Source organism: Herbidospora yilanensis, assembly GCF_001570565.1.
GTDB lineage: Bacteria > Actinomycetota > Actinomycetes > Streptosporangiales > Streptosporangiaceae > Herbidospora > Herbidospora yilanensis.
Window position 1 is genome coordinate 33,338 of record NZ_BBXE01000050.1, and the last position, 25,260, is coordinate 58,597.

28 protein-coding genes are annotated in these 25,260 nt (G+C 70.6%); 12 read left to right on the top strand and 16 right to left on the bottom strand.

What is annotated here, in order from left to right; translation table 11 throughout:
* Positions 1 to 17 precede the first annotated feature (17 nt).
* Together AW273_RS34345 and AW273_RS34350 are read left to right on the top strand one after the other, a co-directional pair.
* Complete coding sequence (locus AW273_RS34345; RefSeq protein ID WP_062357617.1) at positions 18 to 848, top strand: hypothetical protein; 831 nt, start codon at positions 18 to 20, stop codon at positions 846 to 848.
* A 109-nt stretch (positions 849 to 957) separates the two neighbouring features.
* Positions 958 to 1,872, top strand: coding sequence for an IS5 family transposase (locus AW273_RS34350; RefSeq protein WP_062357618.1), 915 nt, complete (start codon positions 958 to 960; stop codon positions 1,870 to 1,872).
* Here AW273_RS34350 and AW273_RS34355 read toward each other — a convergent pair.
* Positions 1,869 to 3,182 carry a serine/threonine-protein kinase gene (locus tag AW273_RS34355; protein WP_083950273.1) on the bottom strand — a complete coding sequence of 438 codons (1,314 nt, stop codon included), beginning with the start codon at positions 3,180 to 3,182 and terminating at the stop codon, positions 1,869 to 1,871. The genes AW273_RS34350 and AW273_RS34355 overlap by 4 nt on opposite strands.
* Before the next feature lie 79 nt (positions 3,183 to 3,261).
* Here AW273_RS34355 and AW273_RS34360 point away from each other — a divergent pair, with 79 nt between their 5' ends.
* On the top strand, positions 3,262 to 3,864 hold the full coding sequence (locus tag AW273_RS34360) for a TenA family protein (protein ID WP_062357622.1): 603 nt from the start codon (positions 3,262 to 3,264) through the stop codon (positions 3,862 to 3,864).
* Here AW273_RS34360 and AW273_RS34365 read toward each other — a convergent pair.
* Together AW273_RS34365 and AW273_RS34370 are read right to left on the bottom strand one after the other, a co-directional pair.
* Positions 3,861 to 4,541, bottom strand: a complete 681-nt coding sequence (locus tag AW273_RS34365; protein WP_062357624.1) for a Crp/Fnr family transcriptional regulator — start codon at positions 4,539 to 4,541, stop codon at positions 3,861 to 3,863. The genes AW273_RS34360 and AW273_RS34365 overlap by 4 nt on opposite strands.
* Positions 4,542 to 4,582: 41 nt before the next feature.
* Positions 4,583 to 5,173 (bottom strand): TetR/AcrR family transcriptional regulator, encoded by a 591-nt coding sequence (locus AW273_RS34370; protein ID WP_062357626.1) that lies wholly within the window; start codon positions 5,171 to 5,173, stop codon positions 4,583 to 4,585.
* 91 nt (positions 5,174 to 5,264) lie between these two features.
* Here AW273_RS34370 and AW273_RS34375 point away from each other — a divergent pair, with 91 nt between their 5' ends.
* Together AW273_RS34375 and AW273_RS34380 are read left to right on the top strand one after the other, a co-directional pair.
* Positions 5,265 to 6,158 (top strand): SDR family NAD(P)-dependent oxidoreductase, encoded by an 894-nt coding sequence (locus AW273_RS34375; protein WP_062357628.1) that lies wholly within the window; start codon positions 5,265 to 5,267, stop codon positions 6,156 to 6,158.
* Between the two features lie 24 nt (positions 6,159 to 6,182).
* The gene (locus AW273_RS34380; RefSeq protein WP_062357631.1) at positions 6,183 to 7,115 is read left to right on the top strand and encodes a polyprenyl synthetase family protein; all 933 of its coding nucleotides are present in this window, start codon (positions 6,183 to 6,185) and stop codon (positions 7,113 to 7,115) included.
* Positions 7,116 to 7,119: 4 nt separating this feature from the next.
* On the opposite strand, the gene AW273_RS34385 is transcribed toward AW273_RS34380, so the two are convergent.
* The 3 genes from AW273_RS34385 to metX are packed head-to-tail and all read right to left on the bottom strand — an operon-like array spanning position 7,120 to position 10,090.
* Positions 7,120 to 7,590, bottom strand: coding sequence for a CoA-binding protein (locus AW273_RS34385; RefSeq protein WP_062357633.1), 471 nt, complete (start codon positions 7,588 to 7,590; stop codon positions 7,120 to 7,122).
* On the bottom strand, positions 7,587 to 8,909 hold the full coding sequence (locus AW273_RS34390; RefSeq protein WP_062357635.1) for an O-acetylhomoserine aminocarboxypropyltransferase/cysteine synthase family protein: 1,323 nt from the start codon (positions 8,907 to 8,909) through the stop codon (positions 7,587 to 7,589). The genes AW273_RS34385 and AW273_RS34390 overlap by 4 nt, the downstream gene beginning before the upstream one ends.
* Positions 8,906 to 10,090, bottom strand: a complete 1,185-nt coding sequence (gene metX / locus AW273_RS34395; protein ID WP_062357637.1) for a homoserine O-acetyltransferase MetX — start codon at positions 10,088 to 10,090, stop codon at positions 8,906 to 8,908. Before metX ends, AW273_RS34390 begins: the two co-directional genes overlap by 4 nt.
* Positions 10,091 to 10,136: 46 nt before the next feature.
* Here metX and AW273_RS34400 point away from each other — a divergent pair, with 46 nt between their 5' ends.
* Together AW273_RS34400 and AW273_RS34405 are read left to right on the top strand one after the other, a co-directional pair.
* Positions 10,137 to 10,676, top strand: coding sequence for an OsmC family protein (locus AW273_RS34400; protein WP_062357639.1), 540 nt, complete (start codon positions 10,137 to 10,139; stop codon positions 10,674 to 10,676).
* A gap of 8 nt (positions 10,677 to 10,684) precedes the next feature.
* Complete coding sequence (locus tag AW273_RS34405; protein ID WP_232327735.1) at positions 10,685 to 11,866, top strand: NAD(P)-binding domain-containing protein; 1,182 nt, start codon at positions 10,685 to 10,687, stop codon at positions 11,864 to 11,866.
* Between the two features lie 37 nt (positions 11,867 to 11,903).
* Here AW273_RS34405 and AW273_RS34410 read toward each other — a convergent pair whose 3' ends face one another.
* A complete protein-coding gene (locus AW273_RS34410; RefSeq protein WP_062357642.1) occupies positions 11,904 to 12,446 on the bottom strand; it encodes a hypothetical protein in 543 nt (180 codons plus the stop codon).
* Between the two features lie 153 nt (positions 12,447 to 12,599).
* Between AW273_RS34410 and nth the strand changes: the two genes are divergently transcribed.
* Positions 12,600 to 13,304, top strand: a complete 705-nt coding sequence (gene nth, locus AW273_RS34415) for an endonuclease III (protein WP_062357644.1) — start codon at positions 12,600 to 12,602, stop codon at positions 13,302 to 13,304.
* A gap of 37 nt (positions 13,305 to 13,341) precedes the next feature.
* Positions 13,342 to 13,986, top strand: coding sequence for an NUDIX hydrolase (locus AW273_RS34420; RefSeq protein ID WP_062357646.1), 645 nt, complete (start codon positions 13,342 to 13,344; stop codon positions 13,984 to 13,986).
* Here the strand turns inward: AW273_RS34420 and AW273_RS34425 are convergent.
* Positions 13,936 to 14,481 carry a HEAT repeat domain-containing protein gene (locus AW273_RS34425; protein WP_062357648.1) on the bottom strand — a complete coding sequence of 182 codons (546 nt, stop codon included), beginning with the start codon at positions 14,479 to 14,481 and terminating at the stop codon, positions 13,936 to 13,938. The two genes, AW273_RS34420 and AW273_RS34425, sit on opposite strands and share 51 nt — an antisense overlap.
* Positions 14,482 to 14,592: 111 nt before the next feature.
* Here AW273_RS34425 and AW273_RS34430 point away from each other — a divergent pair, with 111 nt between their 5' ends.
* Positions 14,593 to 15,783: a MarP family serine protease gene (locus tag AW273_RS34430; RefSeq protein WP_232327736.1), complete on the top strand. Its 1,191-nt coding sequence runs from the start codon at positions 14,593 to 14,595 to the stop codon at positions 15,781 to 15,783.
* Here the strand turns inward: AW273_RS34430 and AW273_RS34435 are convergent.
* Positions 15,780 to 16,460 carry a TetR/AcrR family transcriptional regulator gene (locus tag AW273_RS34435; RefSeq protein ID WP_062357650.1) on the bottom strand — a complete coding sequence of 227 codons (681 nt, stop codon included), beginning with the start codon at positions 16,458 to 16,460 and terminating at the stop codon, positions 15,780 to 15,782. The genes AW273_RS34430 and AW273_RS34435 overlap by 4 nt on opposite strands.
* Positions 16,461 to 16,536: 76 nt before the next feature.
* Here AW273_RS34435 and AW273_RS34440 point away from each other — a divergent pair, with 76 nt between their 5' ends.
* Positions 16,537 to 18,123: an ATP-binding cassette domain-containing protein gene (locus AW273_RS34440; RefSeq protein WP_062357653.1), complete on the top strand. Its 1,587-nt coding sequence runs from the start codon at positions 16,537 to 16,539 to the stop codon at positions 18,121 to 18,123.
* Here the strand turns inward: AW273_RS34440 and AW273_RS34445 are convergent, their stop codons facing one another.
* Positions 18,124 to 19,083 carry an ArsR/SmtB family transcription factor gene (locus AW273_RS34445; protein WP_062357655.1) on the bottom strand — a complete coding sequence of 320 codons (960 nt, stop codon included), beginning with the start codon at positions 19,081 to 19,083 and terminating at the stop codon, positions 18,124 to 18,126.
* Between the two features lie 99 nt (positions 19,084 to 19,182).
* Between AW273_RS34445 and AW273_RS34450 the strand changes: the two genes are divergently transcribed.
* On the top strand, positions 19,183 to 20,358 hold the full coding sequence (locus tag AW273_RS34450) for an MFS transporter (protein ID WP_062357657.1): 1,176 nt from the start codon (positions 19,183 to 19,185) through the stop codon (positions 20,356 to 20,358).
* Here the strand turns inward: AW273_RS34450 and AW273_RS34455 are convergent.
* From AW273_RS34455 to acs, 6 genes are all read right to left on the bottom strand, one after another.
* A complete protein-coding gene (locus tag AW273_RS34455) occupies positions 20,355 to 20,783 on the bottom strand; it encodes a DUF309 domain-containing protein (protein WP_062357659.1) in 429 nt (142 codons plus the stop codon). The two genes, AW273_RS34450 and AW273_RS34455, sit on opposite strands and share 4 nt — an antisense overlap.
* The gene (locus tag AW273_RS34460; protein WP_062357661.1) at positions 20,780 to 21,706 is read right to left on the bottom strand and encodes an alpha/beta fold hydrolase; all 927 of its coding nucleotides are present in this window, start codon (positions 21,704 to 21,706) and stop codon (positions 20,780 to 20,782) included. Before AW273_RS34460 ends, AW273_RS34455 begins: the two co-directional genes overlap by 4 nt.
* A complete protein-coding gene (locus AW273_RS34465) occupies positions 21,703 to 22,149 on the bottom strand; it encodes a phage holin family protein (RefSeq protein ID WP_062357663.1) in 447 nt (148 codons plus the stop codon). Before AW273_RS34465 ends, AW273_RS34460 begins: the two co-directional genes overlap by 4 nt.
* Positions 22,150 to 22,181: 32 nt before the next feature.
* Positions 22,182 to 22,565 carry a Na+/H+ antiporter NhaA gene (locus AW273_RS34470; protein WP_062357665.1) on the bottom strand — a complete coding sequence of 128 codons (384 nt, stop codon included), beginning with the start codon at positions 22,563 to 22,565 and terminating at the stop codon, positions 22,182 to 22,184.
* Positions 22,566 to 22,643: 78 nt separating this feature from the next.
* Positions 22,644 to 22,796, bottom strand: a complete 153-nt coding sequence (locus AW273_RS37665; protein ID WP_157556452.1) for a hypothetical protein — start codon at positions 22,794 to 22,796, stop codon at positions 22,644 to 22,646.
* Positions 22,797 to 23,022: 226 nt separating this feature from the next.
* A complete protein-coding gene (gene acs, locus AW273_RS34475; protein ID WP_062357667.1) occupies positions 23,023 to 24,981 on the bottom strand; it encodes an acetate--CoA ligase in 1,959 nt (652 codons plus the stop codon).
* Positions 24,982 to 25,260: the final 279 nt, after the last annotated feature.

Genomic DNA, 25,260 nt, shown 5'->3' on the forward strand with positions numbered 1-25,260 from the left:
TGAGCACCATTGGTGGCATGAAGGCCGCTCTCCCCATCGCCCTCGTCTGCCTCGCACTGACCGGCTGCGCCGCCGTCTCCGGCGAACAGCCGGCCACCACCGTCGTCAGCACCGCGACGCCGGACACCCCCGAAACCGCCGAGACCACCGAGACCACCGAAGCCGCCGAGCCCACCGCCACCGCCGACGACCCCGCCGACGACCCCGCCGACGACCCCGCCGCGACGGCATCGGACGTCGTCGCCGACGGCGCCGAGATCTCCGCCGAGCTCACCCGGGCCGGGCAGCGGGACGTCTACCAGCTCGACCTGGGCGACGCCCGCGAGTTCTACGTGACCGACATGTCCGGTGACGGCATCGAGTTCCAGATCGTCTCCGAGGTCGACGGCGAACCGATCAGCCCCTCCGGGTTCGCCCTCGCGTGGGGCTCGACCGTCGTGAAGCTGACCAAGACCGGAGCACACCGTCTTGAGGTGTACGGCCAGACGAACGTCGTCGGCCCCTACAACTTCCGCGTGGCCACCGTGAAGGTCCGCGACATCCCGACCACGCTCGGCCTGAGCATCAACGGCCAGCTCGACGTGCCCGGCCGGATCGACCGCTACGAGTTCGACTCCGACGGCGCGACGGCCGTCAAGCTCATCGGCGGCAACGGCGCGTGCCAGGCCATCGAACTCGAACTCGTCGACGCGGCCGAGAAGAGCATCGCGACCCCGCGCCAGCCGATCCCGCTCTGCGGGTATGAGGCGCCCATCCCGCTCGCCAACGGCGACGGGTCCTACGCGCTGGTGGTCAGGTCGGGGGCGGCCAAGACCGGGGGGTACACCTTCCAGCTCGCGCGGGCCTAGGGCCTGTTTCAAAGTAGATGTGTGCTGCGGCGTGTCGTGGCCGGGAACACGAAGAGGCCTCCGGTAAGTGGGTTGATCGACCAAGAAAAACCTGATCACCGGAGACCTCGTGGCCACCTTAGCGGTGACGCGGCGGTTCGACCTGACCGATGCGCAATGGACGGGACTGCAACCCCTGCTCCCGGTGCCGGTCAGAACGGGCCGGCCTTCGCGATGGACCAAGCGCCAGCTCATCGACGGCATCCGCTGGCGGATCCGGGTCGGAGCACCCTGGCGGGACGTCCCTGAGTGTTACGGCTCCTGGCAGGCGGTCTACGCCCTGTTCCGGCGCTGGCAGCGGGCCGGGATCTGGGCGCAGATCATGACCGGGTTACAGGCCCGCGCTGATGCGGCGGGGCTGATCGGCTGGCAGGTCGGAGTGGACTCCACCATCAACCGTGCCCATCAGCACGCCGCGGGAGCCGCTCGCGCAGGCGAACAGCAGGCCGAACCACCCGGAGGCAGGAGCATCGAGCCCGCCGACCACGCCCTGGGCCGCTCGCGCGGCGGATGGTCCACCAAACTTCACCTGGCCTGCGAGCAGGGCCACGGCCTGCTGGCCGTGATCGTAACGGCCGGGCAGCGTGGAGACGCACCCCAGTTCATCCCGGTCATGAACGCCATCCGCGTCCCCCGCCCAACAGGCGGCCGCCCCCGGACCAGACCCGAGGTCGTCCGCGCGGACAAGGCCTACTCCAGCCGCGCCATCCGCGCTCACCTGCGAACCCGGAAGATCAAGGCCACCATCCCCGAACCCGCCGACCGCATCGCCGGACGGCTACGGCGCGGCAGCCGAGGCGGACGCCCGCCCGCCTTCGACCCCATCGACTACCGCGCCCGCTCAGCGGTCGAATGCGGCATCAACCGGCTCAAACGTCACCGCGCCATCGCCACCCGGTATGACAAACTCGCCGTCCGTTACGAGGCCGTCGTCCAGATCGCCGCTCTCAACGACTGGCTCACTCGACTTCGAAACAGGCCCTAGCCCTTCGTCAGAGTGCCCTCGTAGAGGACGGAGCTGCCGCCCTCCTGGCCCTCGAATCTCAGCGCGGCCGGCTCGGTCAGCGTGAGGGTGACGTCACCACCCACGCACTGACCGAGCTGCACGATGGACATCTCCAGGATCTGACCGTTCTGGCGGGTGGAGCGCAGCCGGACGTCCTGCTCGCAGTCCTCCCGCCGCCAGGTGCCGTTCTGCGCCCCGCCTTCGAGGGTGAGGGTGACGGGGGTGGGAACGGCGTTCCGGACGATGTCGCCCGTCCAGGTCCCGGCGAAGGACGCGGGGATGCCGTCGCCCTGGACGGCGCCGGTGGTCTGGGCACCGGTGGTCTGGGCGCCGGTTTCGGGCGTGCGGGTTTCAGGGCTGCCGGTTTCGGGGCCGCCGTTGACGGTGGTCCACAGGATCGCGGCGGTGACCGCGACGGCCAACCCGACGCCCACGGCGGCGGCCGGGTTCGGCCCGTTGCGCCGCCGCTTCTCGGTCAGGACGGCCGTCTGCGGACCCACGCCGATCAGCATGACCCACAGCTCGTGGGCCGTGGGCCTTGCCTCCGGGTCTTTGGCCAGGCAGCGGGCCAGGGTCTCGCGCAGGGGCGACGGCACGCCGTCGAGGCGCGGGGCGCTGTTGATGATGCGGCTGAAGACGGCCGCTACGGTGTCGTTGCCGAAGGGCGGTTCGCCGGTCGCGGCGTAGACCATGGTCGCCGCCCACGAGAACACGTCGGCGGCGGTCGACCCGTGGACGCCGCGCAGTTGCTCGGGGGCCATGTAGGGCGGCGTGCCGGAGATGGAGGTCGGCATCGTGGCGGCGTCGGCGAGCTGGGCGATGCCGAAGTCGACCACACGCGGGCCGTCCGGCCCGAGCAGCACGTTGGCCGGCTTGAAGTCGCGGTGCACCACCCCGGCGCTGTGGATGGCCGCCAGGGCGGCGGCGGTGTTCACGGCCAGTCGTTCGAGCTCGCCCTCCCGCAGCGGCCCCCGGTCGCGCACCCGGTCGTGCAGGGACGGCCCGTCGATGAACTCGCTCACCACGAAGGGCGCGGCCACGTCGAGCTCGGCGTGCAGGACCCGGGCGGTGCAGAAGGGCGCCACCCGCCGTGCCGATTCGAGCTCGCGGGCCAGCCGCCGCCGGATGGCGGGATCGGCCCCGCCGCGCAGCAGTTTGACGGCCACCCGCTCACCGGAGGAGGCGCGGGCTTCGTACACGATCCCCTGGCCGCCCTCGCCGAGACGCCCGACGAGCTCGAAGGTTCCCAGGACGGGCGGGTCACCCGGCTCCAACGGGCCAGCGGGCATGGGTCCTCCCCGGGCGCACACGACGTCCACACCATAGTGCCCGGGGGAATCGTCGGACGTGGCGGGTAAAAATGGGAGCGTGTCGCTTTCCACCGAACTACACAGCCTCGGCCGTCCCCTCGTGGAGCGGCAGCTCGCCCATCCGACCGTCCGGGGGATCGCCGACGGCAGTCTGCCCGAGGCCACCTTCCGGGCCTGGCTCGAACAGGACTACCTGTTCCTGCTCGACTACGTCCGGGTCTTCTCCCGGCTCGCCTGGCAGGCCCCCGACGCCCACCTCGGCGATCTGGTCGACCTGGCCTATTCGACCTTCCACGACGAACTCGGGCTCCACCGGTCGATGTCGGCCCGCTACGGCGCCGACCTCAACACGGCCACCAAGGGCAAGGCCTGCGCCGCCTACACCGAGTTCCTCCTCGACAGCGCCGCTCATTACGGCGAGGGGCTGGCGGCGCTCTATCCGTGCATGTGGGGCTATTCGACCCTCGGCCAGGCCCTCGCCGAGATCGCCGCGCCACGCTACCGGGCCTGGGTGGAGACCTACGCCGACCCGGGCTTCCAGGCCCTCACCGAACGCATCGCCAAGATGATCGACGAGGCCGACGTCCATCCGGGGCGGGCGCGGGAGTTGTTCCTGCGGGGGATGGAGCACGAGATCGCATTCTGGGATGTCACCGGCTAGCGCGAGCGGTTGTAGAGCCGCTCCATGTCCATGATCACGACGGCCTTGGCCTCGATGCGGAGCCAGCCGCGCCCGGCGAAGTCGGCCAGCGCCTTGTTCACCGTCTCGCGCGAGGCCCCGACGAGCTGGGCCAGCTCTTCCTGTGTCAGGTCGTGGTGCACGCGGATCCCGTCGTCGACCTTCTGGCCGAACCGCTCGGCCAGATCGAGCAGGGCCTTGGCCACCCGGCCGGGCACGTCGGTGAACACCAGGTCGGCCAGCACGTCGTTGGTCCGCCGCAACCGCTGGGCGAGCGCCCGGAGCAGGTGCAGGGCGACCTCGGGCCGGCCGGTCAGCCACGGCCGCAGGTCGTCGTGGGACAGGCCCGCCAGCTTCACGTCGGTCAGCGCGATGGCCGAGGCGGTGCGCGGGCGGGGGTCGAACAGCGACAGTTCGCCGAACATCTCGGAGGGCCCCAGAACCGACAGGAGGTTCTCCCGGCCGTCGGCGGCGGTTCGGGCAAGCTTGATCTTGCCTTCCAGCACCACGTAGAGGGTCGCGCCGGTCTCGTTCTCGCTGAACAGGGTCTGACCCTTCGTCAGGGTCACCTCGGTGATGCTCGTGCGGAGCGCCGCGGCGCTCTCACGGTCGAGCGCGGAGAAGAGGGGGGCCCTGCTCAGGACTTCTTCGGTGCTCATGCCTGCCTCCCAACTTCATTCGCGATCGTAGCCATTGTGGCCTATGCCCTGCCTTCTGTATCACCGGGACCACCAGAAATGAGACGCCGGACCGCCGCTTCGACGTAGTGGGCGCGCTGGTCGGGGGTCGTGGAGTCGACCAGCGCGGCGGATTCGGGGCTCACCGCCGTCCAGACCGAGGCGAGATGGAGCACCAGGCTCAGGAGGACGCCCGGCGGGAAGTCGGCGGGGAGGGCGCCCTCGGCCTGGGCCCTGGCGATCGCCTCGGCCTTGTGGCTCATGCTCTCGACGGCCAGCGGGGCCGGCGGGTCGCCGGCCCGCTCCAGGCGTTGCCAGGTCGCCAGCCGGGCCACCTGGGGATGGGCCTCGTAGCCTCTGGCCAGGGCGGCGGCGTAGCCCGGGAGGTCGTGGGCGTCGATCGGGGTCTCCCGCACGATCCGCTCGATGATCCGGTTGAAGACGGCGTCGAAGAGCTGATCCTTGCTGCCGAAGTAGTGGTAGATCTGCGCCTTGTTGGTGCCGGCCACCGCTGCCACGCGGTCGACCCTGGCCCCGGCGATGCCGTATTCGGCGAACTCCTCCAGGGCGGCGTCGAGCAGGCGCTGTCGGGTGGCGTCGGCTTTCCCAGGCATGACCCAAGACTATTTTCTAACCGGTTAGTTGACAACTCCGCCGGGCCTTGCCTAGCGTTTCAACTAACCAGTTAGTCAGAAGGAGTCGAACATGATCTGGTTCGTCACCGGCAGCTCCCGGGGTCTCGGCCGCGAGATCGTCCTGGCCGCCCTCGAACGCGGCGACCGCGTCGCCGCCACCGCCCGCAAGCCCGCCCAGCTCGACGACCTCGCCGCCAAGTACGGCGACCGCCTCCTCGCCCTCCCCCTCGACGTGACCGACCCCCAGGCGGTCGACGAGGCCGTGGCCGCCGCCGTCACGGCGTTCGGCACCCTCGACGTCGTGGTCAACAACGCCGGGTGGGCCGACACGTCGGCGTTCGAGGACACCCCGGCCGACAACTTCCGCGCCCAGGTCGAGACCAACTTCTTCGGCGTCGTCAACGTGACCAGGTCGGTCGTGCCCATCCTGCGGGAACAGGGGCACGGCTCACTGATCAACGTCTCCTCGATCGGCGGACGGCTCGGCGTGCCCGGCCTGTCGGCCTACCAGGCCGCCAAGTGGGCCGTGAACGGCTTCACCGAGGTCATCTCGCAGGAATTGGCCCCCCTGGGCGTCAGGGTCACCACGATCGAACCAGGCGGCATGGTCACCGACTGGGGCGGTTCGTCGATGGCGATCCCGCCGATCTCCGAGCCCTACCGGCAGAGCGTCGGCGCGATGGTCGAGCGGCTGCGGCACGCCGGGCACAAGCCGCTCGGCGACCCGGTCAAGGTCGCCCAGGTGATCGTCCGGCTCGTCGAGATGGACGAGCCGCCCATCCGGCTGCTGCTCGGCTCCGACGCCCTCAACGGCGCCCAGTACGCCGCCCGGACCACCGCGGAGCGCGACGCGGCGTACCGGGAACTGAGCCGTTCCACCGACCGCGACGACGCGACCGCCCAGGAGCGTGATCCTCTGGGTCAAGCGTTGTCCACGACCCCCGATGGCGACGCGGCGGCGTGAGGCCGGTCGTGTATCGGTAGCCGGGTGACCGACTCGATGGGCGTCGCCGAGCTTCTCAACGCGACGCGTGAACTGATCGAACCCGCCCACCGGGCCGCGATCGACCGGCTCTCCCCGGAGCTGCGGCACGTCGCGGGCTACCACATCGGCTGGTGGGACGAGCAGGGCCGTCCCCGCAGGGGCGGGCAGGGCCGGTTCGTCCGGCCCGCGCTGGCGCTGGGCTGCGCGCGGGCCGCCGGCGGGCACGCCCACGACGCGGTGCCGATGGCGGTCGCGACCGAGCTGGTCAACGACTTCTCCCTGCTCCACGACGACGTGATCGACGGCGACGCCGTCAGGCGGGAACGCCCGGCCGCCTGGACCGTCTTCGGCCTGAGCGAGGCGCTGCTGACCGGCGACGCCCTGCTGGCGGTCGCGATGGCCCTGGTCGGGCCGGCCGGGGTGCGCACCCTCGCCGACGCCCTGCTCGACCTGTGCCACGGGCAGGCCAGCGACCTGGCGTTCGTCACCCGGCCCGAGGTGAGCCTGGCCGAGTGCATGACCATGGCGGAGAACAAGACCGGCGCGCTGCTGGGCGCCGCCTGCGAGCTCGGCGCCCTGGCGGGGGGAGCCCGGGAGGTGCACGTCTTCCGGGAGTTCGGCACCCGCCTCGGGCTGGCCTTCCGGCTCACCGACGACCTGCGCAGCCTGACCGCCGACCTGGCCTGCCGCCGCAAGAGCCTGCCGGTGGTCGCCGCCCTCAATTCCGGCACGCCCGCCGCCGTGCTCCTGGCCGAGTCGCTCACCGGCGAACCCGACCCCGCGACCGAGGCCGACCTGGTCGAACAGACGGGCGCGCGGGAGTGGGCGCTCCGGGAGGCCGACCGTCAGGTCGAGCTCGCGTTCGCGGCGCTCGGCCACGGGGCCACCCCGGAGCTGCGGCTGCTGGCCGACCTCAGCGTCGGCCGGGGTCGCTAGGGGGTCAGTGGATGCCGGTGCGGACCGACGTGATCCGCCCGGTGTTGAAGCCCAGCCAGTGCATGCGGCCCAGGTAGCGGGCGTGCTCGATCTTCATGCAGCGGTCCATGATCACGGTGAGGCCGCCCTCTTCGGCGATCCGGGCGCCCTCTTCGCTGATCACGCCGAACTGCAGCCACAGCGCCTTGGCGCCGATCGCGACCGCCTCACGGGCGATGCCGGGGACGGCGTCGGGCGCGCGGAAGACGTTCACCACGTCGACCGGCTCTGGGAGATCGGAGAGGCTCGGGTAGGAGGTCTCGCCGAGGATCTCCTTCTCGCGCGGGTTCACCGGGAAGACCTTGAAGCCGTGGCGCTTGAGGTAGAAGCCGACGAAGTTGCTGGCCCGCAGTTCGTTGCCCGACAGGCCGACGACCGCGACGCTCCGGGCGGTGTTGACCACCCGCTGGATGTCCTGCGGCTCCTGGTACTTCATGACGCCAAACCCTTCTGGACGTGGGCGAAACCCTGCTCCAGGTCCCAGATCAGGTCGGCCACCGACTCGGTGCCGACCGACAGGCGGATCGTGCCGGCGCCCACACCGGTGGCGGCCAGTTCGGCGTCGCCGAGCTGCCGGTGGGTGGTGCTGGCCGGGTGGATGATCAGGCTCTTGGCGTCGCCCACGTTGGCGAGGTGCGACCAGAGCGACGTGCCGCGGATGAACGACTGGCCGCCCTCGCGGCCGCCGGCGCACTCGAAGGAGAACACCGCGCCCGCGCCGCGCGGCAGGTACTTCTCGACCAGCGGCTTGTACGTGCTGCCCGCGAGCCCCGGGTAGGTCACGTTGGAGGCCAGCTCGTGGGCGGCCAGGAACTCGGCCACCTGGCGCGCGTTCTCGACGTGGCGGTCCATGCGCAGCGACAGCGTCTCCAGGCCCTGGAGGAACAGGAACGCGTTGAACGGCGACATCGCCGCGCCCAGGTCACGCAGGGTCTCGGCGCGCAGCTTCATCAGGTAGCCGTACTCGCCGAAGGTCTCGTGGAACTTCAGGCCGTGGTAGGCCGGGGACGGGTCGGCGATGACCGGGAAGCGGCCGTTCGACCAGTCGAACGTGCCGGCCTCGACGACCACGCCGCCGATGCTGGTGCCGTGGCCGCCGATGAACTTCGTCGCCGAGTGGACGACGATGTCGGCCCCCCACTCGATCGGCCGGCACAGGTAGGGCGTCGCGAACGTGTTGTCGACGATCAGCGGCAGGCCGTGCTCGTGGGCGATCGCCGCGACGGTCTCGACGTCGAGGACGTTGCCGCCCGGGTTGCCGATCGTCTCGCCGTAGAACGCCTTGGTGTTCGCCTTGACCGCGCCGCGCCAGGCCTCGGGGTCGTCGGGGTCGACCCAGCTCAGCTCGACGTTCATCTTGCGGAACAGGTGCTTGAGCTGGTTGACCGTGCCGCCGTAGAGGGCCGAGGAGGACACGACGTGGTCGCCCGGCTCCAGCAGCGTGAACAGCGCCGCGGCCTGGGCGGCGATGCCGCTGGCGAACGCCACCGCGCCGGTGCCGCCCTCCAGGTTGGCGACCCGCTCCTCGAACACCGCGGTGGTCGGATTCATGATCCGGGAGTAGGTGTTGCCGTATTCCTGGAGGTTGAAGTAGGCCGCCGCCGACTCGGGGTCTTCGAAGACGTAGCTGGTGGTCTGGAAGATGGGCACCGCGCGGGCGCCGGTGTTCGGGTCGGGCCGCTGTCCCGCGTGGAGCTGGCGGGTCTCGAACCCGAACTCCCGGGCTTCTTCGGTACGAAAGGGTGTGTCGCTCACGAAGCCATCTTCCTCGCCAGAAAATCACGGATGAGAGGGGTCTGCCGTGCTTCCTCCAGCAGGAAGCAGTCGTGACCGTACGGTGCGTCGATGAGGTGGTTCTCCACCGGTTTGCCCAGGTTAGTCAGGGCGGCGGCGATCTCGTTCGACGCCTCCGGCGGATAGAGCCAGTCGGAGCTGAACGAGATCAGCAGCGTGCGCGCCCGGATGTTCTCCAGTGCCTTCTCCAGCGAGCCGCCGCCGTGCTCCCTGGCCAGGTCGAAGTAGGTGAGCGCACGGGAGATGTAGAGGTAGCTGTTGGCGTCGAACCGCTTCACGAACGAGTCGGCCTGGTGCCGCAGGTAGCTCTCGACCTCGAACTCGGGCTCGACGATCGTGTGGCGGATGTCGTCGGCGAACTGGAGGCGGCGGCCGAACTTGTCGGTCAGGGCCGGGCCCGACAGATAGGTCACGTGGCCGACCATGCGGGCCACGCCCATGCCGGCGTCGGGCTTGCGGCCGGTGCCGTAGTAGTGGCCGCCCTGCCAGTCGGGGTCGCGCATGATGGACTCGCGGGCGATCGCGTTCCACGCCAGTCCCTGGGGGTGGAGGGCGTGGGTGGAGGCGATGACCACTATGGAGTCGACCTGACCGGGGTACTGGACCGCCCATTCGAGGGCCTGCATCCCGCCCAGCGAACCCCCCGCGACCACCGCGAGCCGCTCGATTCCGAGCGCGTCGAGGAAGGCGCGTTCGGTGCGGACCATATCCGCCACCGTGACCACCGGGAAGTCGGAGCCGTAGGGCCGGCCGGTGGCGGGATCAATGGTGGAGGGGCCGGTCGTGCCGTCGCAGCCGCCGAGAAGGTTGGTGCAGACGACGAAGTATTGGTCGGTGTCGAAAGCCTTTCCCGGCCCGATCATCCCGTCCCACCAGCCCAGCCCCTTCCCCTGCGCGCCGTCGCGGTCTTCGGCGCCGAAGCCGTCGCGGGCGCTCGCCTCGGGGGCGGTCTTCGCCGAACCGGCCGCATGGGCATTGCCGCTCAGGGCGTGGCAGACGAGTATGACGTTGTCGCGCTCGGGGGAGAGGGTGCCGTAGGTCTCGTAGGCCACGCGGACGCCGCGCAGCTCCCGCCCGCTGTCGAGGCGTATCGGACCGTGCAGGTCGAGGTACTGAGTTTCGACGAAACCTATGGAGCCCATGGGTTTGATTGTATTGTTCAGCTAACGTGTAGGAAATGAGGGGATAATGTCCAACGGTGTCAACGTCCAGGCCCTGCTCGACGCCCGTGAGGTGCTGAAGGGCGCGCCCGAGGCCGCCCAGTTCACCTGGCGGGCCAGCTCGAAGTGGCAGCACGGCGTCCACAGCACCACCAAGATCCAGAAGTTCTTCGGCCTCGGCCAGGAGCAGAGCCACAAGTCCGAGTCGGTCTTCGAGGCCGACCACCCCGAGGTCTTCGCCGCCGAGGACAACGGCGTCACCCCGATCGAATACCTGCTCGTCGGCCTGGCCGCCTGCCTCACCGCCGGCGTCGCCTCGGTCGCCCAGAACCGCGGCATCACGCTCAACTCGGTCGAGTCGGTGGTCGAGGGCAACCACGACATCCGCGGCATCCTCGGCGCCGACAGCGACGTCCGCAACGGCTTCAACGACATCAAGGTGACCTTCACGATCGACGCCGACGCCTCGCCGGCCGACATCGAGGCCCTGGTCGCCCAGTCGCAGAAGCGCTCGGCCGTCTTCGACGCGCTGACCAACCCCACCAACGTCACCGTCGAAGTCGCCTGAGGTCCGTCGTGTACGTCACCACGGCCGTCATCGGGGCAGGTCACGCCGGCCTCGCGGCCAGCCATCTCCTGACCGCCGCCTCGGTCGACCACGTGGTGCTGGAGCGCGGCGAGGTCGCCAACTCGTGGCGTCACGAACGGTGGGACTCGCTGCGCCTGCTGACCCCCAACTGGCTGAACCGCCTCCCCGGCGCCGCCTACGAAGGCCCCGACCCCGACGGCTACGCCGACATGAGCGAGGTCGTCGACCTCCTGGAACGGTCCGCGAAGGACGTCCCGGTCCGCACCGGTGTGAACGTCGCATCGGTGCGGCGCTCACCCGAGGGCTACACGCTCACGACGAGCGAGGGCCCCGTCCACGCCCGCACCGTCGTCATCGCGAGCGGCGCGTGCAACCGCCCGGTCGTGCCGGCGTTCGACGTGCCCCCGGGCGTCGAGCAGGTCACCCCGTTCGACTACCGGAACCCCTCCCGGTTGCCGGACGGCGGCGTGCTCGTCGTGGGCGCGTCGGCGACGGGCGTGCAACTCGCGGCGGAGATCCAGCGGTCGGGCCGGCCGGTCGTGCTCTCGGTGGGGGAACACGTGCGGCTGCCCCGGGTCTACCGGGGCCGGGACGTGCTCTGGTGGATGCACCACGCGGGTGTCTGGGCTCAGCGCTACGACGAGCTCGACGATCTGACCCGGGCGCGGCGGCTGCCGTCGCCCCAGCTCGTCGCCGGGTCGACGCTCGACCTGAACACGCTGACCTCGATGGGGGTGGAGCTGGTCGGCAGGTTGTCCGCCATCCGCGACGGCGCGGCCCTTTTCTCCGGCGGGCTGCGCAACGTGGCGGCGCTGGCCGACCTCAAACTGAACCGGCTGCTCGACACCTTCGACGAGTGGGCCGGAACCGCTCCGGGGGAACGGCACGAGCCCACTCGCGTACCGGAATCGGCCCGTTGGCGGCTCGACCTGCGGTCAGGGGAGATCGGTTCGATCGTCTGGGCCACCGGCTTCCGTCCGGACTACTCGTGGCTGGACGTGCCGGTCGTCGACGCGAAGGGGGTGCTGGTCCACGACGGGGGTGTGGTCGGTGACGGCCTCTACGCCCTCGGCCTGCCGGTGTTGCGGCGGCGGGGGTCGACCTTCATCTGCGGGATCGAAGACGACGCCCGGGACGTGATCGGGCATCTCGTGCAGGGGCTCCGGTGACCTCACGCGGTGCGGGCCGCGAGAGGCGTTTCACCGGTCAGGAGCGGGTGAGCTCCCAATCGATCGTGACGAGCGTGCGGCCCGACTTGCCGTGCGTGTGGATGCGCATCGACTTGTCGGGGACACAGGTGTAGGTGCCCTTACGGGGGATCGCCCCGAGGTCCTCGTTGCGGCCGACGGCGAGGCGGAGCAGGCCGGAGAAGTCCTTCCCGCCGCCACCGGAGCGCTCCAACGTGGCGCCGCTCCTGCCCGTGCGCGGCTTGAGGGCGACCTTGCCCTGGGTATGCGCGCCATACCCGCCGAAGGTGTAGGTGAAGGTCTCGGCGCCGCTCATGGTGAGAGTGGCGCCGCCGGTCAGGGAGGTCGAGCCGCCGAAGTCGTAGTCGGCGACGACCCGCTTGCCGGACGGGGTGAACGTCGCCTTGATGCCGGCGCCGCCCTCCACGAAGTAGTTGTGCTTCTTGCCGACGACTTCCGCGGTGGCCCGCGTGACCGTCCACGACCCGGCCCAGCACGGACCCTTGGTTATGGGTGCCGCGTGCGCCGCGGTCGGGACGGCCATGAGGCCTGCGACGAGCACGAGGGCTCCTGTCAACTTCTGCATCGTTCCTCTCTCGGGGATCAGAGGTCTCTCTGGAAACTCTCATAATCAGGCCAATAGATAACATTTCAACCGTTTTCGAGTAGCGGGGTAAGTAATTGCTTGCGCGACCGTCGCCCCTACGCTTGGGCCATGGCGACTGAGACCAGGCTGGGGCTGGTGCGGCGGGCCCGGAAGATGAACCGCGTCCTGGCCGAGACCTATCCCGACGCCCACTGCGAGCTCAACTTCGCCGACGCCTTCCAGTTGCTCGTGGCGACTGTCCTGTCGGCACAGACGACCGACGTGCGGGTCAACCTGACCACCCCGGCGCTGTTCGCCAAATATCCGACGCCCGACGACATGGCCGTCGCCGACCCCGACGACATGGAGTCGATCCTGCGGCCGACCGGGTTCTTCCGGGCCAAGACCAGGTCGGTCATCGGCCTGTCGGTCGCGATCAGAGACCGGTTCGGCGGCGAGGTGCCGCGAAAGATGGCCGAGCTCGTCACCCTGCCCGGCGTCGGGCGCAAGACCGCCAACGTCGTGCTCGGGAACGCGTTCGGCGTGCCGGGGCTGACCGTCGACACCCACTTCCAGCGACTGGTGAAGCGGTTCGGGTGGATCGACGACGAGCCCGACCCGGTCAAGATCGAGCACGAGATCGGGCAGCTCATCCCGAAGAAGGAGTGGACGGTCTTCTCCCACCGCGTCATCTGGCACGGCCGCCGGATCTGCATCGCCCGCAAACCGGCCTGCGGGGCCTGCCCGCTGGCGGCGCTCTGCCCTTCGTACGGCACCGGCCCGACCGACCCCGAGGTGGCCGCCAAGCTGGTGCGTTCGGGGCCGTTCTCGTGACGGGAAGCTTCGCGGGGGGCCGGCGGTTGCAGTGTCCATGACCGACGTACCGGCCTGGATCACCGAAGCCGCCGAGAAGGCCGGTCGAACCCCGGTCCCCATGGCCATGCGCCCACCCCGGAAGGGCGGCCGGAGGGCCGCCGTCCTGTTGTTGTTCGGCGACGGCCCGGCCGGGCCCGACATCCTGCTCATCCAGCGCAGTTCCACCGGACGCAACCACGCCGGTCAGCCCGCCTTCCCGGGCGGCGGGGTCGACCCCGGCGACGACGGCCCGGTGGGCGCGGCCCTCCGCGAGGCCGCCGAGGAGACCGGCCTCGACCCCGAGGGCGTCAAGGTGCTCGGCACCATGCCCGAGCTCTACCTGTCGCACAGCGACAACCGCGTCACCCCGGTCATCGGCTGGTGGCACACCCCCTGTGCCGTGCACGCCGCCTCACCCGACGAGGTCGAGTCGGTCGAACGTGTCCCCGTCGCCGAACTCGTCGACCCCGCCAACCGGTTCAAGCTGCGTCACCCGAGCGGGTTCCTCGGGCCCGCGTTCCGCGTGCGCGGCCTGCTGGTCTGGGGCTTCACCGCCGGAGTGCTCGACGGCATGCTCGCCACCTGCGGCTTCGAGGTCCCGTGGGACCGGTCACGGATCGAGGACCTGCCCCCTGACGTCGTGAACCTCGCCTCCCGTTAGCGCCAGCCCCAGCGTCGCCCAATCGGCCACGTCGTCGTCGCCGTCGGCCGCCAGGCGGCGCAGCGCGGCGACACCCGCCGGGTCGGCGGGGCGGCCGATGACGTTGGGCAGGGCGTACGCGGCGCCGTAGCGGACCGTCGCCTCCGGATGGGACGCGAGCTCGATCACCGAGGGCAGCGCCCGAGGGTCACGCAGATGACCGAAGGCGATGAGCACCGAGTAGAGCACACGAGGTTCGGTCTCGCTCGCGGCCAGGAAACGCAGCACCGGCAAGGTCTTGTCGGCGAACGGCCGGTCACGCCCGAGTTCACCGAGAATGTCGACTCCGAGAACTCTCTCCGTGGCCGTGTCGGCCGCGCACAGTCGCCGCGCGGCGGTGAATGTCTCCAGGTCACCGCGTTCCTGCAAGGCGGCGATGGCGTCCCAGCGGGTCGGGCCGTCCGGGTCTCCATCGGCCAGCGCGGTCTGGATCAGTTCCTCAACAGGTCCCCCCATGGCGTCACGATATCGAGTGGACTGCGAAGAACCCGTGCACGAGACCGCGCGTGGCTGGATACGGTTAAGGGTGGTGGCCGGGCCCGGTGTCGATAGAGGTGGAATACAGGCGTGCAAGGCGATCTGCTCGACCTCATCCTGATCGGCCTGATTCTGGCCTTCGCGGTGTCGGGGTATCGCCAGGGTTTCATCATCGGCGCGTTCAGCTTCGTGGGTTTCGCCGGAGGCGCGCTGGTCGGGATGTTCATCGCGCCGCCGATCGCCGGAGCCCTGGTCAACGGTGAGACCGAGCGGGCCCTGCTCGCCATCGTCATCGTGTTCCTCGCCGCGACGGTCGGCCAGTTCGCCTCGTCGACGATCGGCGCCGTCGTGCGCTCCCACGTCACCTGGGAACCGGCCCGCGTCATCGACGCCTTCGGCGGCTCCCTCGCGAGCGGCCTGTCGGTGCTGGTGTTCGCCTGGCTGATCGGGTCGCTCATCATCTCGATGAACTTCCCGCTGCCCAAGCAGCAGGTGAACGACTCCCTGCTGCTGAAGACGATGGACCAGGCGATGCCCGAGGCGGCCCGCGACCTGACACGCGGCTTCCGCGAGTTCGTCGACGCCTCGCCGTGGCCCGAGGTGTTCACCGCGATCGGCGGCGCGCAGTTCGTCGACGTCCCCGCCCCCGACGAGAGCATCATCAACGACCCGCAACTCGCGCGGGCGCGCCGCGCGATCGTGAAGGTGCAGGGCACCGCGCCGACGTGCCGCAAGCGCATCGAGGGCACCGGCTTCGCCTACGCCCCCCACCGCATCATGACCAACGCCCACGTCGTGGCCGGCGTGTCGCAGGACCTGCGGGTGACCGACTACCGGGGCGCCAGCCACGACGCCAGGGTCGTGCTCTACAACCCCGACCGCGACATCGCGGTCCTCTACGTCGAGTCGCTCGACGTCAACCCGCTGAAGTTCGACATGGCCGCCGAGTCGAAAGACGACGCCATCATCGCGGGCTACCCGAAGGGCCACGGCTTCACCATCAAGCCGGCCCGCATCCGGGTGAAGCAGCCCGCCGAGTCCTACGACATCTACAACCGCCACACCGTCGACCGCGAGGTCTACGCGATCCGCGGCGAGGTGCAGCCGGGCAACTCGGGCGGGCCGCTGCTCGCTCCCGACGGGCGGGTCTTCGGGGTCATCTTCGCCGCCGCCACCGACCAGAAGGACACCGGCTACGCGCTGACGGCCGAAGAGGTCCGCACCGACGCCGAAGACGGCAGCGCGGCCATCGCCCGGGTCGACACCCAGGAGTGCGACTAACCGGTCGCGATGGTCGCCTCGACACCGTCGAGCAGCCAGTTCAGGCCGTACTCGAAGCTCGCGTCCCAGTCGTCGGCCACGGTCAGCGGGCCGTGCGCGGCGAGGGCCGGATAGTGGTCCCGCTGGTGGTCCATGTGTTGCCTGGCGGCGTCGCGGGTCTCGGCGTCGGCGTTGACGAGCCAGGTCGCCTGCATGAGCGCGGAGCCGATGACGAAGTTGGAGAGACCGAACGCGGCGGCCGTGAGGTGGGGCTCGACCACTCCGGCCGCGACCAGGGTGCCGTACAGGTAATCGCTTCTGGCCAGCACGTTCGGCCCCAGCATCGGGCGGCCCAGTAGCGCGGCCGACCAGGGGTGCCGCAGCAGGGTGGCCCGCCAGTCGCCGATCAGCCGGGTGACGCCCGCCCGCCACCGCTCATCTTCGGGGATCGGGACGGCCGCGAAGATCGCGTCGAGCGCGAGGTCGAGGACGTCGTCTTTGGTCTTCACGTGCCAGTAGAGGGTGGTCGACCCGGTGCCGAGCCGCTCGGCCAGCCGCCGCATGGTCAGCCGGTCGGCGCCTTCGGCGTCGAGCAGGGCCACGGCCTCGTCGACGATCCGCTGCCTGCTGAGCGGGGGGCCGCCCCGTTCTTCGCGGCCGGACGTCCTCAGCCACACCCCGCCGGTTCTCGCATTCACCCGGCCGAGTCTAGTATGACGTTCGAGTACCGGATCGTTGGTCTGGTCACTCGAACAACGATCCGGTGGAGGCGAGATGCCGGGACATGTCGAAGTCGAACATCTGAGTTACCTGCTGCCCGACGGGCGTCCGCTGCTCGACGACGTGTCGTTCCGGGTGGGCGAGGGTGTGAAGGCCGGCCTGGTCGGGCCGAACGGCGCGGGCAAGACGACCCTGCTGAGGCTCATCTCCGGTGACCTGCGGCCCGACGACGGCCGGGTGGCGCAGACCGGCGGGCTCGGCGTCATGCGGCAGTTCGTCGGCAGCATCCGCGACCGGAGCACCGTCCACGACCTGCTGCTGTCGGTCGCGCCCCCGCACGTCAGGGCCGCGGCGGCGGCGATGTCGGCGGCCGAGGCGGCCCTCGCCGCCCTCGACGACGAGGCGAACCAGCTCGGCTACGCGCAGGCCGTCTCCGACTACGCCGACGCCGGCGGCTACGCCATGGAGACCGTCTGGGACGTGTGCGCGACCGCGTCGATGGGTCTGTCCTTCGACGCGGTCCGCGAGCGTCCGGTCACGACCCTGTCGGGAGGGGAGCAGAAACGACTCGTCCTGGAGGCCCTGCTGCGTGGTCCCGACGAGGTGCTGCTGCTCGACGAGCCCGACAACTACCTCGACGTCGCCGGCAAAGAATGGCTGGAGGGCCGCCTCGCCGCCACCGGGAAGACGGTCCTGCTGGTCTCCCACGACCGGCAGCTCCTCGCGAACGTGGCCGACCGCATCGTCACCGTGGAGGACCGCGGCGTCTGGATCCACGGCGGCGGCTTCGCCACCTACGCCGCCGCCCGCGCCGACCGCATCGACCGGCTGGAGGAACGCCGCCGCCGCTGGGACGAGGAGCACGCCAGGCTCCGGCGGCTCGTGCACACCCTGCGGCAGACGTCGGCCAACAACGACGCCCTCTCGTCGGCCTACCGCGCCGCCCGCACCCGGCTGGCCCGGTTCGAGCAGGCCGGGCCGCCCGAACGGCCGCCGAAGGCCCAGAACGTGCGCATCCGGCTGCGCGGCGGCCGGACCGGGAAACGTGCCGTCACCTGTGAAGGGCTGGAGCCGGCCGGGTTGACGAAACCGTTCGACGCCGAGATCTGGTTCGGCGAACGGGTGTGCGTGCTGGGTTCCAACGGGTCGGGCAAGTCGTCGTTCCTCCAGGTCATCGAGTCGGCGTACGGGCAGACACATCCGGCGGTCCGGCTCGGGGCGCGGGTGCGGCCCGGCCGCTTCGTCCAGACCCACACGCGGCCCGACCTGCACGGCCGCCGGCCCGTCGAACTGGTCATGACGTCCGGCGCGCTCATTCTGAACGACGCGATGGCCGCACTGGCGCGGTACGAACTCGCCCCCGCCGCCAACCAGGTGTTCGAGACCCTGTCGGGCGGGCAGCAGGCGCGGCTGCAGATCCTGCTGCTGGAGTTGTCAGGGGCGACGTTGCTGCTGCTCGACGAGCCCACCGACAACCTCGACCTGGCCGGCGCGGAAGCCCTGCAACAGGGATTGGCGGGCTTCACCGGCACGGTGCTGGCGGTGACGCACGACCGGTGGTTCGCCGCCGACTTCGACCGGTATCTGGTCTTCGGCGCCGACGGGACCGTCTTCGAGAGCGCCGAACCGGTCTGGTCGTGATCACTCCGACGAGGCCACCACGGCGTCTCCGGTGCGGCTCCGGTAGTAGAGGACCGACCTGCCCGCCCGGCGGCGTTCGATCAGGCCCGCGTCGAGCAGCACCTTCAGGTGCCGGCCCACCGAACCGAGCCCCTGGCCCGTCAGCGCGACGAGCTGGGTCGTGCTCTTGGGCGTGTCCAGCAGGACGAGCACGGTCGCGCGGGCGTTGCCCAGCAGACGGCCGAGCGGCCCCGAGACCTCGCGGACCTCGGTGAGGACGCCCGCGGCCGGATAGATCACCGCATATCGGTGCGGATGCTCCCAGGCCACCCACCTATGCCGGGGCGTGACCGGCACGAACATGAGCCGCGCCGTCGCGAGGTCGCGCGGCGGGTTGCTGGTGGTGTTGATCTGCAACCGGCTGTCGCCCAGCCAGCGCATGCCCGGCCGCATGTCGTTGAGCGCCGCCTCCCAGCCGCCCATGCTGAGGCTGCCGATGCGGCCGACGATGTCGGCCTCCAGGATGCGCCTGCGCCGGTCCCAGGTGGGTTCGACCGCCTCCTCCCACACCCATTCCAGTACGGACGCTGCCCGTTCGGCCAGGTCGTCGCGGCGCAGCGGGCCGGGGAGCATCCTGCCGAGGGAGACCTCCAGGTCGGCGTAGACGACGTCGGGCGGGGTGGCGCGGATGGTGGCGACCTCGTCGGCGAAGGTCGGTTCGCCCGTTCCGGCGGGGGCCGGGACGAGGAAGTCGGCGATCCACTCGGCTCCGTTCGCGGCGCGCATCAGCAGGTCGTCGAGAGGGTCGGCGGCGAGGCGCGCCTTGAAGCGGTCGGCGTGCCGGTCGAACCAGAGCCGCTCACCGGGGTGAGCGGGGTGCGCGCCGCCGAGGGCGAACATGCACGCGGTGGTCTCGGCGAGCGGCGACACCACGAACCTGCTCCCGGCCAGCGTGTCGGCGCCGACCTGCCACCAGCCCATGCACACCCCCACTGCTCCCCGCGGGCCTCGCGCGTCGACGGTTTCGCGTCCGGGCGAAACATTACCGCGTCTGACCTGCGGGGATGGAATGTGCTCCGCATGCGTACCTATCGGGAGTTGTTCGCCACCAAGGAGTTCGCGCCGCTGTTCGCGACGTCCACGTTGCAGGTGGTGGCGTCGACGATCGGGAATCTCGCGCTCGGGACGCTCGTGTTCGAGGCGACCGGGTCGCCGCTGCTCTCGGCGCTGGCCATGTTCGGGCCGCTGCTCGCACAGGTGGTCGGGGCGACGCTGCTGATGTCGGCCGCCGACCGGCTGCCGCCCCGGATGGCGCTCTCGGGGCTGGCCGTGGTCTTCGGGCTCGGCGCGGCCGCGCAGGCCGTTCCCGATCTGCCGATCGCGGTGCGGTTCGCCGTCCTCGTCGTCGTCGGCGTGGTCGCGTCGGTCGGCGGCGGGGTGCGGTACGGGCTGCTGAACGAGATCCTCACCCGCGACGGGTTCCTGCTCGGTCGCTCGGTGCTCAACATGGCCATCGGCGGCTCGCAGATCGCCGGGTTCGCGACCGGAGGGCTGCTGGTCGCCCTGCTCACGCCCGTCCAGACGCTGCTGATCAGCGCCGTGCTGGAGTTCGTCGCCGCCCTGGTCGTGCTGCTCGGGTTGTCGAAACGGCCTCCGCGCGCGTCCGGGCGCCCGTCGGTGGCGCAGACGTGGCGGGGCAACTCGCGGCTCTGGGCGTCGAGGCCGCGGCGGTATGTCCTCCTGGCCCTCTGGGTGCCGAACGGGCTGATCGTGGGGTGCGAGTCGTTGTTCGTCTCGTACGACCCCGGCAGGGCCGGCGTGCTGTTCGCGTTCGCCGCCTTCGGCATGCTGATCGGCGACACCCTCGTCGGGCGGTTCGTCCCGGCCGGCTGGCGGCAACGGCTGGGCGCCCCGATGCGCCTCCTCCTGGCCGTCCCCTACCTGGTCTTCTTCACCGACCCGCCGATCGGCGTCGCGGTCGCCGCGGTGACCCTCGCCAGCGTCGGGTACGCCGCCAGCCTGCTCCTTCAGGAACGTCTGATGGCCCTCACCCCCGACGAGCTGAGCGGGCACGCCCTGGGGCTGAACGGCTCGGGGATGATGGTCATGCAGGGGGTGGGCGCGGCGGTGGCGGGGGCGGTGGCCCAGTTCAGCAGCCCGGCCCTGGCGATGACGGTGATGGGTGTGGCGTCCGTCGCGGTCACCCTGGCCCTCGCCCCGGGGCTGCGCCCGGGACCCGCCGAGGTCGCCGCCTAGGCTCCCAGCGCGGTCAGGAGGTCGTCGATCGATTGCGCTCGGGCGGCCAGAGCCGCGTCGATCCCGCAGGGACGGCCCTCGATCGGGGACAGACGTCCGGCACCCCGTTCCAGCAGGGCCTCCGCGCCCCGCGTGTTGCCCCGCTGCAGGTGGGTCAGTCCGACGCAGATCTGGGCCAGGCCCTGCCACAGTTCCCGTTCTTCCGGCGGGCAGGACTTCCAGCGGCCCTCGAAGATCTCGTGGGCGTGGAACGGGCGGCCGAGGCGCAACATCTCGACGCCGTCGGCGATGGCCTGCGCGGCCGTGGGGGCGTAGTCGTCGGGGACCCGGGTCACGCCCTCGGCGCCGTGGGGGAGGGGACGGCCGAAGGCGTCTCGCGGGCGGGCGTTGCGGGCCCGGCCCTCGGCGTCGCGGTCGCGGGTCATCGGTCGGGCTCGGGGTCGGCCAGCCACGAGGTCAGTTCGGCGGTGAAGACGTCGGGGCGTTCCTCGTGGGGGAAGTGGCCCGCGCCCTCGATCAGCCGCCAGCGGTAGGGGGCGGCGACGTACTGGCCCGAACCCTGGGCGGTGCGTGGCAGCATGCACGGGTCGAGCGCGCCGTGGAGCTGGAGCGTCGGGGCCTCGACCTCGCGGCGCATCTGGCGGGCGTAGCGGCGGCCGTCGGGGCGGAGCTGCGAACGGGCGAACCACCGGTGGTATTCCAGGGCGCAATGGGCCGACGCGGGGATGCGGAACACGTCCTGGTAGACCGGGTTGAGCTCCTCGGAGGGCCAGGCCGGCCCCGACCACGCGTCGAGCAGCCGGCCGACACGGGCGGCGTTCTTGCGGGTCAGCCGGTGTTCGGGCCACAGCGGCACCTGGAAGCCGAACGCGTGGCGGCTCGCCCTGAGTTGCCGGGGGTCGGTGAGCATGGCGGTGCGCAGGCGCAGCGGGTGGGGCGCGGAGACGACCACCAGGCGGCGCACGAACTTGGCGTCGCGGGCGGCCATCGTCCAGCCCATCCAGCCGCCCCAGCCGTGGCCGACGACGATCGCGCCGGTCTCGCCCATGGCCCTGATCAGGCCGGCCGCGTCGCCGGCCAGGGTCGGCAGGTCGTATCCCCGGGGCGGCTTGTCGCTGGCGCCGTACCCCCGGAGATCGACCGCGACCGCCCGGTAGCCGGCCGCGGGCAGGGCCTCAAGCTGGTGCCGCCAGGTCCACCAGAACTGCGGGAAGCCGTGCAGCAGCAGGACGAGCGGGCCCTCACCGGCCTCCACGACGTGGAAGCGGGTGCCCCCGGCGTGGATCCAGCGGTGTTCCCACGGGCCCTCGGCCCGGACCAGCCGGTTCTCCTCCGGGGCCTGTTTCATGACGCGATCGTGGCGCGGTGGGCGCCCACCTCGCCCGCGGTGGTCGTGGTCACCGGCTCGATGTGCGGTGTCTCGTCGGTGGACTTGAGGCTCTGGAGCGAGCGCCGGGTGCGCTTGAACCCGGCCAGGCCCTGGAGCCTGCGGTAGCCGACGAAGCCGAGGATCCCGGCCATCACCAGGTAGAACACGGTGACGATCAGGAACGACAACCAGGTCGACAGGCCGACGGCGTCGTGCAGGACGTAGGCGATCGTGAAGGAGGCCAGGATCAGGACCAGGTGGAGCGTGAACGCGGCGGCGGCGAACAGGCCGGTCGCCATGCCCACCCGCTTCGCGTCGAACTTGAGCTCGCTCTTGGCGAGTTCGATCTCCGCTCTGACCAGCGTCGAAATGTGGGTGCTCGCCTCGGCGACCAGAGCGCCGAGCGATTCGTCCTCGCGCATCAGGGATCTCCTATTCTGCGGACTGTCAAATATCATCTCGTGCCCTCGTCCGTACGCGGATCCTGAGCAGCGCCGCGGCCGGCAACGATGCGATGACGCTTGCCCTGGTGGGCGCGGTCGCCGATGAGCGGTGAGACGGCGAAGCCGATCCCGGCGAGGACCGACGCGGCCGCGATGTCACGCCGGACCAGATCTGCGCTGATCCGGGCGAAACCGGGTCGTACCGAAAGCCGCGCATCACCGAACACCCCACCGAACACACCGACGAACTTCCCGACGACGAGCCTGAGAAGCACGCCAAGAGCGATTCTGTCGGTGAAAACGCCTCCGAGGGCGCTCAAATTGAGCGGAACCCCGGCACCGCGAACCCCGCCGAGCGAGCCGGTCGGATGGATGCCCGGCTCGTGCGGCAACACCCAGACGGACGGTCGCCGTCGCAATCGCCCACCCCCGTGTGGCGTTCGGCACTTTCCCCCAGCTCACCCCCACGTAGATCAGAGCCATCCCGGCCACGACTGGCAGGATCGCGTCGCGGAAGCGGGACGGCTCCCCTGGACGAACTCCTCCTTCAGCTCCACCCCGGCGACGAGTCGGCCGCCCATTCGTATGGACCGGAGCGCCAGGACCGTCGCGATCAGCATGATCACGCCACCGATCGTCTCGCCCCGCGGAGCTTCGGCGACCTGCGCCGTGTAGCGGAGTGGACGGCGCGGTCGCTCCCCCTCAGGTGATCGGGAACTGCCCGGACGATTCCCCCAGAATTCGCCGACCAGACTTCCCAGCACACCTTCGGCCCACTTTACCCAGCGCCGAACGATCACAGCCGGGGCGGGCCGTCACCTGTGGACAACCGCCCCGGCTGTGGATAACTGATTAGTCCTCGCTCTTGGCGGTGGGAAGCTTCTCCGAGATCAGGTTCATGACCGAGCTGTCGGTGAGGGTGGTCACGTCGCCCAGCGACCGGTTCTCGGCCACGTCACGCAGGAGGCGACGCATGATCTTGCCCGAGCGGGTCTTCGGCAGCTCCGGCACGACCAGGATCTGCCGCGGCTTGGCGATCGGGCCGAGGGTCTTGGCGACGTGCTGACGCAACTCGGCGCCGATGTCGTCGCTCTCCTCGGCGCCCCCGCGCAGGATCACGAACGACACGATGGCCTGGCCGGTCACCGGGTCGGTCGCCCCCACGACGGCCGCCTCGGCCACCTTCGGGTGGCTGACCAGGGCGCTCTCCACCTCGGTGGTCGAGATGTTGTGACCGGAGACGAGCATGACGTCGTCGACCCGGCCCAGCAGCCACAGGTCGCCGTCGTCGTCGCGCTTGGCGCCGTCGCCGGGGAAGTAGAAGCCGTCGAACCGCGACCAGTAGGTGTCCTTGTAGCGCTCGGGGTCGCCCCAGATGCCGCGCAACATCGACGGCCACGGCTCACGCACGACCAGGAAACCGCCGCCGCCGTTCGGCACCGACTTGCCCTGGTCGTCGACCACGTCGGCGACGATGCCCGGCAGCGGCTGCATGGCCGCGCCCGGCTTGCCGGCGGTGACCCCGGGCAGCGGGCTGATCATGATCGCGCCGGTCTCGGTCTGCCACCAGGTGTCCACGACCGGGGTCCGGCCCGCGCCGATGTGCTCGCGATACCAGACGTAGGCCTCCGGGTTGATCGGCTCGCCGACCGAGCCGAGCACCCGCAGCGACGACATGTCGAACTTGGCGGGGATGTCGTCGCCCCACTTCATGAACGTGCGGATGGCGGTCGGCGCCGTGTAGAGGATCGTGACCTTGTACTTCTGCACGATCTCCCAGAACCGGCCGCGGTGCGGGGTGTCGGGGGTGCCCTCGTAGATCACGCTGGTCGCGCCGTTGGCCAGCGGGCCGTAGACGATGTAGCTGTGGCCCGTCACCCAGCCGATGTCGGCGGTGCACCAGTAGATGTCGGTGTCGGGCTTGAGGTCGAAGACCGCGTGGTGGGTCCAGGCCGTCTGGGTGAGGTAGCCGCCCGTGGTGTGCAGGATGCCCTTCGGCTTACCGGTGGTGCCGCTCGTGTAGAGGATGTAGAGCGGGTCTTCCGCGTCGTGCGGCTCGGGGGTGTGCTGGTCGCTCTGGCGCTCGACCACGTCGTGCCACCAGACGTCCTTGTCGGTCACGTCCACGTCCTGGCCGGTCCGGCGGACGACGAGCACCTTCTCGATCTGCGGGCACTGCGCCACGGCCTCGTCCACGGTGGGCTTGAGCGCGCTGGGCGCCCCCCGCCGGAAGCCGCCGTCGGCGGTGATCACCAGTTTCGCGTCGGCGTCGTCGATGCGGCTCTTCAACGCCGAGGCGGAGAACCCGCCGAACACCACCGAGTGGATCGCGCCGATGCGCGCGCAGGCCAGCAGCGAGACGGGCAGCTCCGGGATCATCGGCATGTAGATCGCCACCCGGTCGCCCTTGCCGACACCGAGCTCGGTCAGCGCGTTGGCCGCCTTGCTGACCTCCTTCTGCAGGTCGGCATAGGTGATGACACGGTTGTCGCCCTCGGGCTCGCCCTCCCAGTAGAAGGCCACCTTGTCGCCGTTCCCGGCCTCCACGTGCCGGTCGACGCAGTTGTAGGCGATGTTCAGCTTGCCGCCGACGAACCACTTCGCGAACGGCGCCTCCCACTCCAGCGTGGTGTGCCAGCGCTCCGCCCAGGTCAGCCGGTCGGCGGCCGCCTCCCAGAAGGCCAGCCGGTCGGCCGAGGCCTCCGTGTAGGCGCTCGCCGTGACGTTCGCCGCCGCCGCGAGCTCCGCGGGCGGCTCGAACCGGCGGTTCTCCTGCAACAGGTTCGACAGCGTTTCCTGGGACTCCGTCACCGCGAACTCCTTACCCGAAATTCCTATGGCCTTACTTCTTCGTATCGTGCCGTATCGGGTGTTAATGACACGTGACTGGGCCCAGGGGAGTCAAACCTGACTTCGTTCAGCGGTGTCAGCTCGTCGTTGAACGGTCTTCGGGAGGCCGGGGTGCTTTGACGCGGGGCTGGGACGGTCTTTGGCATGGTTTGACCGGCCCTTTCGGGGGTCCGTGACGGTGTCTCGTGATGGCGCGGGCCGGGAGCGGGGGCTGGCGCCGGATGCGGCGGGGGCCGGGGG

Bases quoted from the DNA above. Each gene is read 5' to 3' on its own strand.
- AW273_RS34345 (WP_062357617.1), top strand. From the start codon at position 18: ATGAAGGCCGCTCTCCCCATCGCCCTCGTCTGCCTCGCACTGACCGGC.
- AW273_RS34355 (WP_083950273.1), bottom strand. From the start codon at position 3,182: ATGCCCGCTGGCCCGTTGGAGCCGGGTGACCCGCCCGTCCTGGGAACC.
- AW273_RS34365 (WP_062357624.1), bottom strand. From the start codon at position 4,541: ATGAGCACCGAAGAAGTCCTGAGCAGGGCCCCCCTCTTCTCCGCGCTC.
- AW273_RS34370 (WP_062357626.1), bottom strand. From the start codon at position 5,173: ATGCCTGGGAAAGCCGACGCCACCCGACAGCGCCTGCTCGACGCCGCC.
- AW273_RS34375 (WP_062357628.1), top strand. From the start codon at position 5,265: ATGATCTGGTTCGTCACCGGCAGCTCCCGGGGTCTCGGCCGCGAGATC.
- AW273_RS34385 (WP_062357633.1), bottom strand. From the start codon at position 7,590: ATGAAGTACCAGGAGCCGCAGGACATCCAGCGGGTGGTCAACACCGCC.
- metX (WP_062357637.1), bottom strand. From the start codon at position 10,090: ATGGGCTCCATAGGTTTCGTCGAAACTCAGTACCTCGACCTGCACGGT.
- AW273_RS34400 (WP_062357639.1), top strand. From the start codon at position 10,137: ATGTCCAACGGTGTCAACGTCCAGGCCCTGCTCGACGCCCGTGAGGTG.
- nth (WP_062357644.1), top strand. From the start codon at position 12,600: ATGGCGACTGAGACCAGGCTGGGGCTGGTGCGGCGGGCCCGGAAGATG.
- AW273_RS34420 (WP_062357646.1), top strand. From the start codon at position 13,342: ATGACCGACGTACCGGCCTGGATCACCGAAGCCGCCGAGAAGGCCGGT.
- AW273_RS34425 (WP_062357648.1), bottom strand. From the start codon at position 14,481: ATGGGGGGACCTGTTGAGGAACTGATCCAGACCGCGCTGGCCGATGGA.
- AW273_RS34440 (WP_062357653.1), top strand. From the start codon at position 16,537: ATGCCGGGACATGTCGAAGTCGAACATCTGAGTTACCTGCTGCCCGAC.
- AW273_RS34445 (WP_062357655.1), bottom strand. From the start codon at position 19,083: ATGGGCTGGTGGCAGGTCGGCGCCGACACGCTGGCCGGGAGCAGGTTC.
- AW273_RS34450 (WP_062357657.1), top strand. From the start codon at position 19,183: ATGCGTACCTATCGGGAGTTGTTCGCCACCAAGGAGTTCGCGCCGCTG.
- AW273_RS34455 (WP_062357659.1), bottom strand. From the start codon at position 20,783: ATGACCCGCGACCGCGACGCCGAGGGCCGGGCCCGCAACGCCCGCCCG.
- AW273_RS34460 (WP_062357661.1), bottom strand. From the start codon at position 21,706: ATGAAACAGGCCCCGGAGGAGAACCGGCTGGTCCGGGCCGAGGGCCCG.
- AW273_RS34465 (WP_062357663.1), bottom strand. From the start codon at position 22,149: ATGCGCGAGGACGAATCGCTCGGCGCTCTGGTCGCCGAGGCGAGCACC.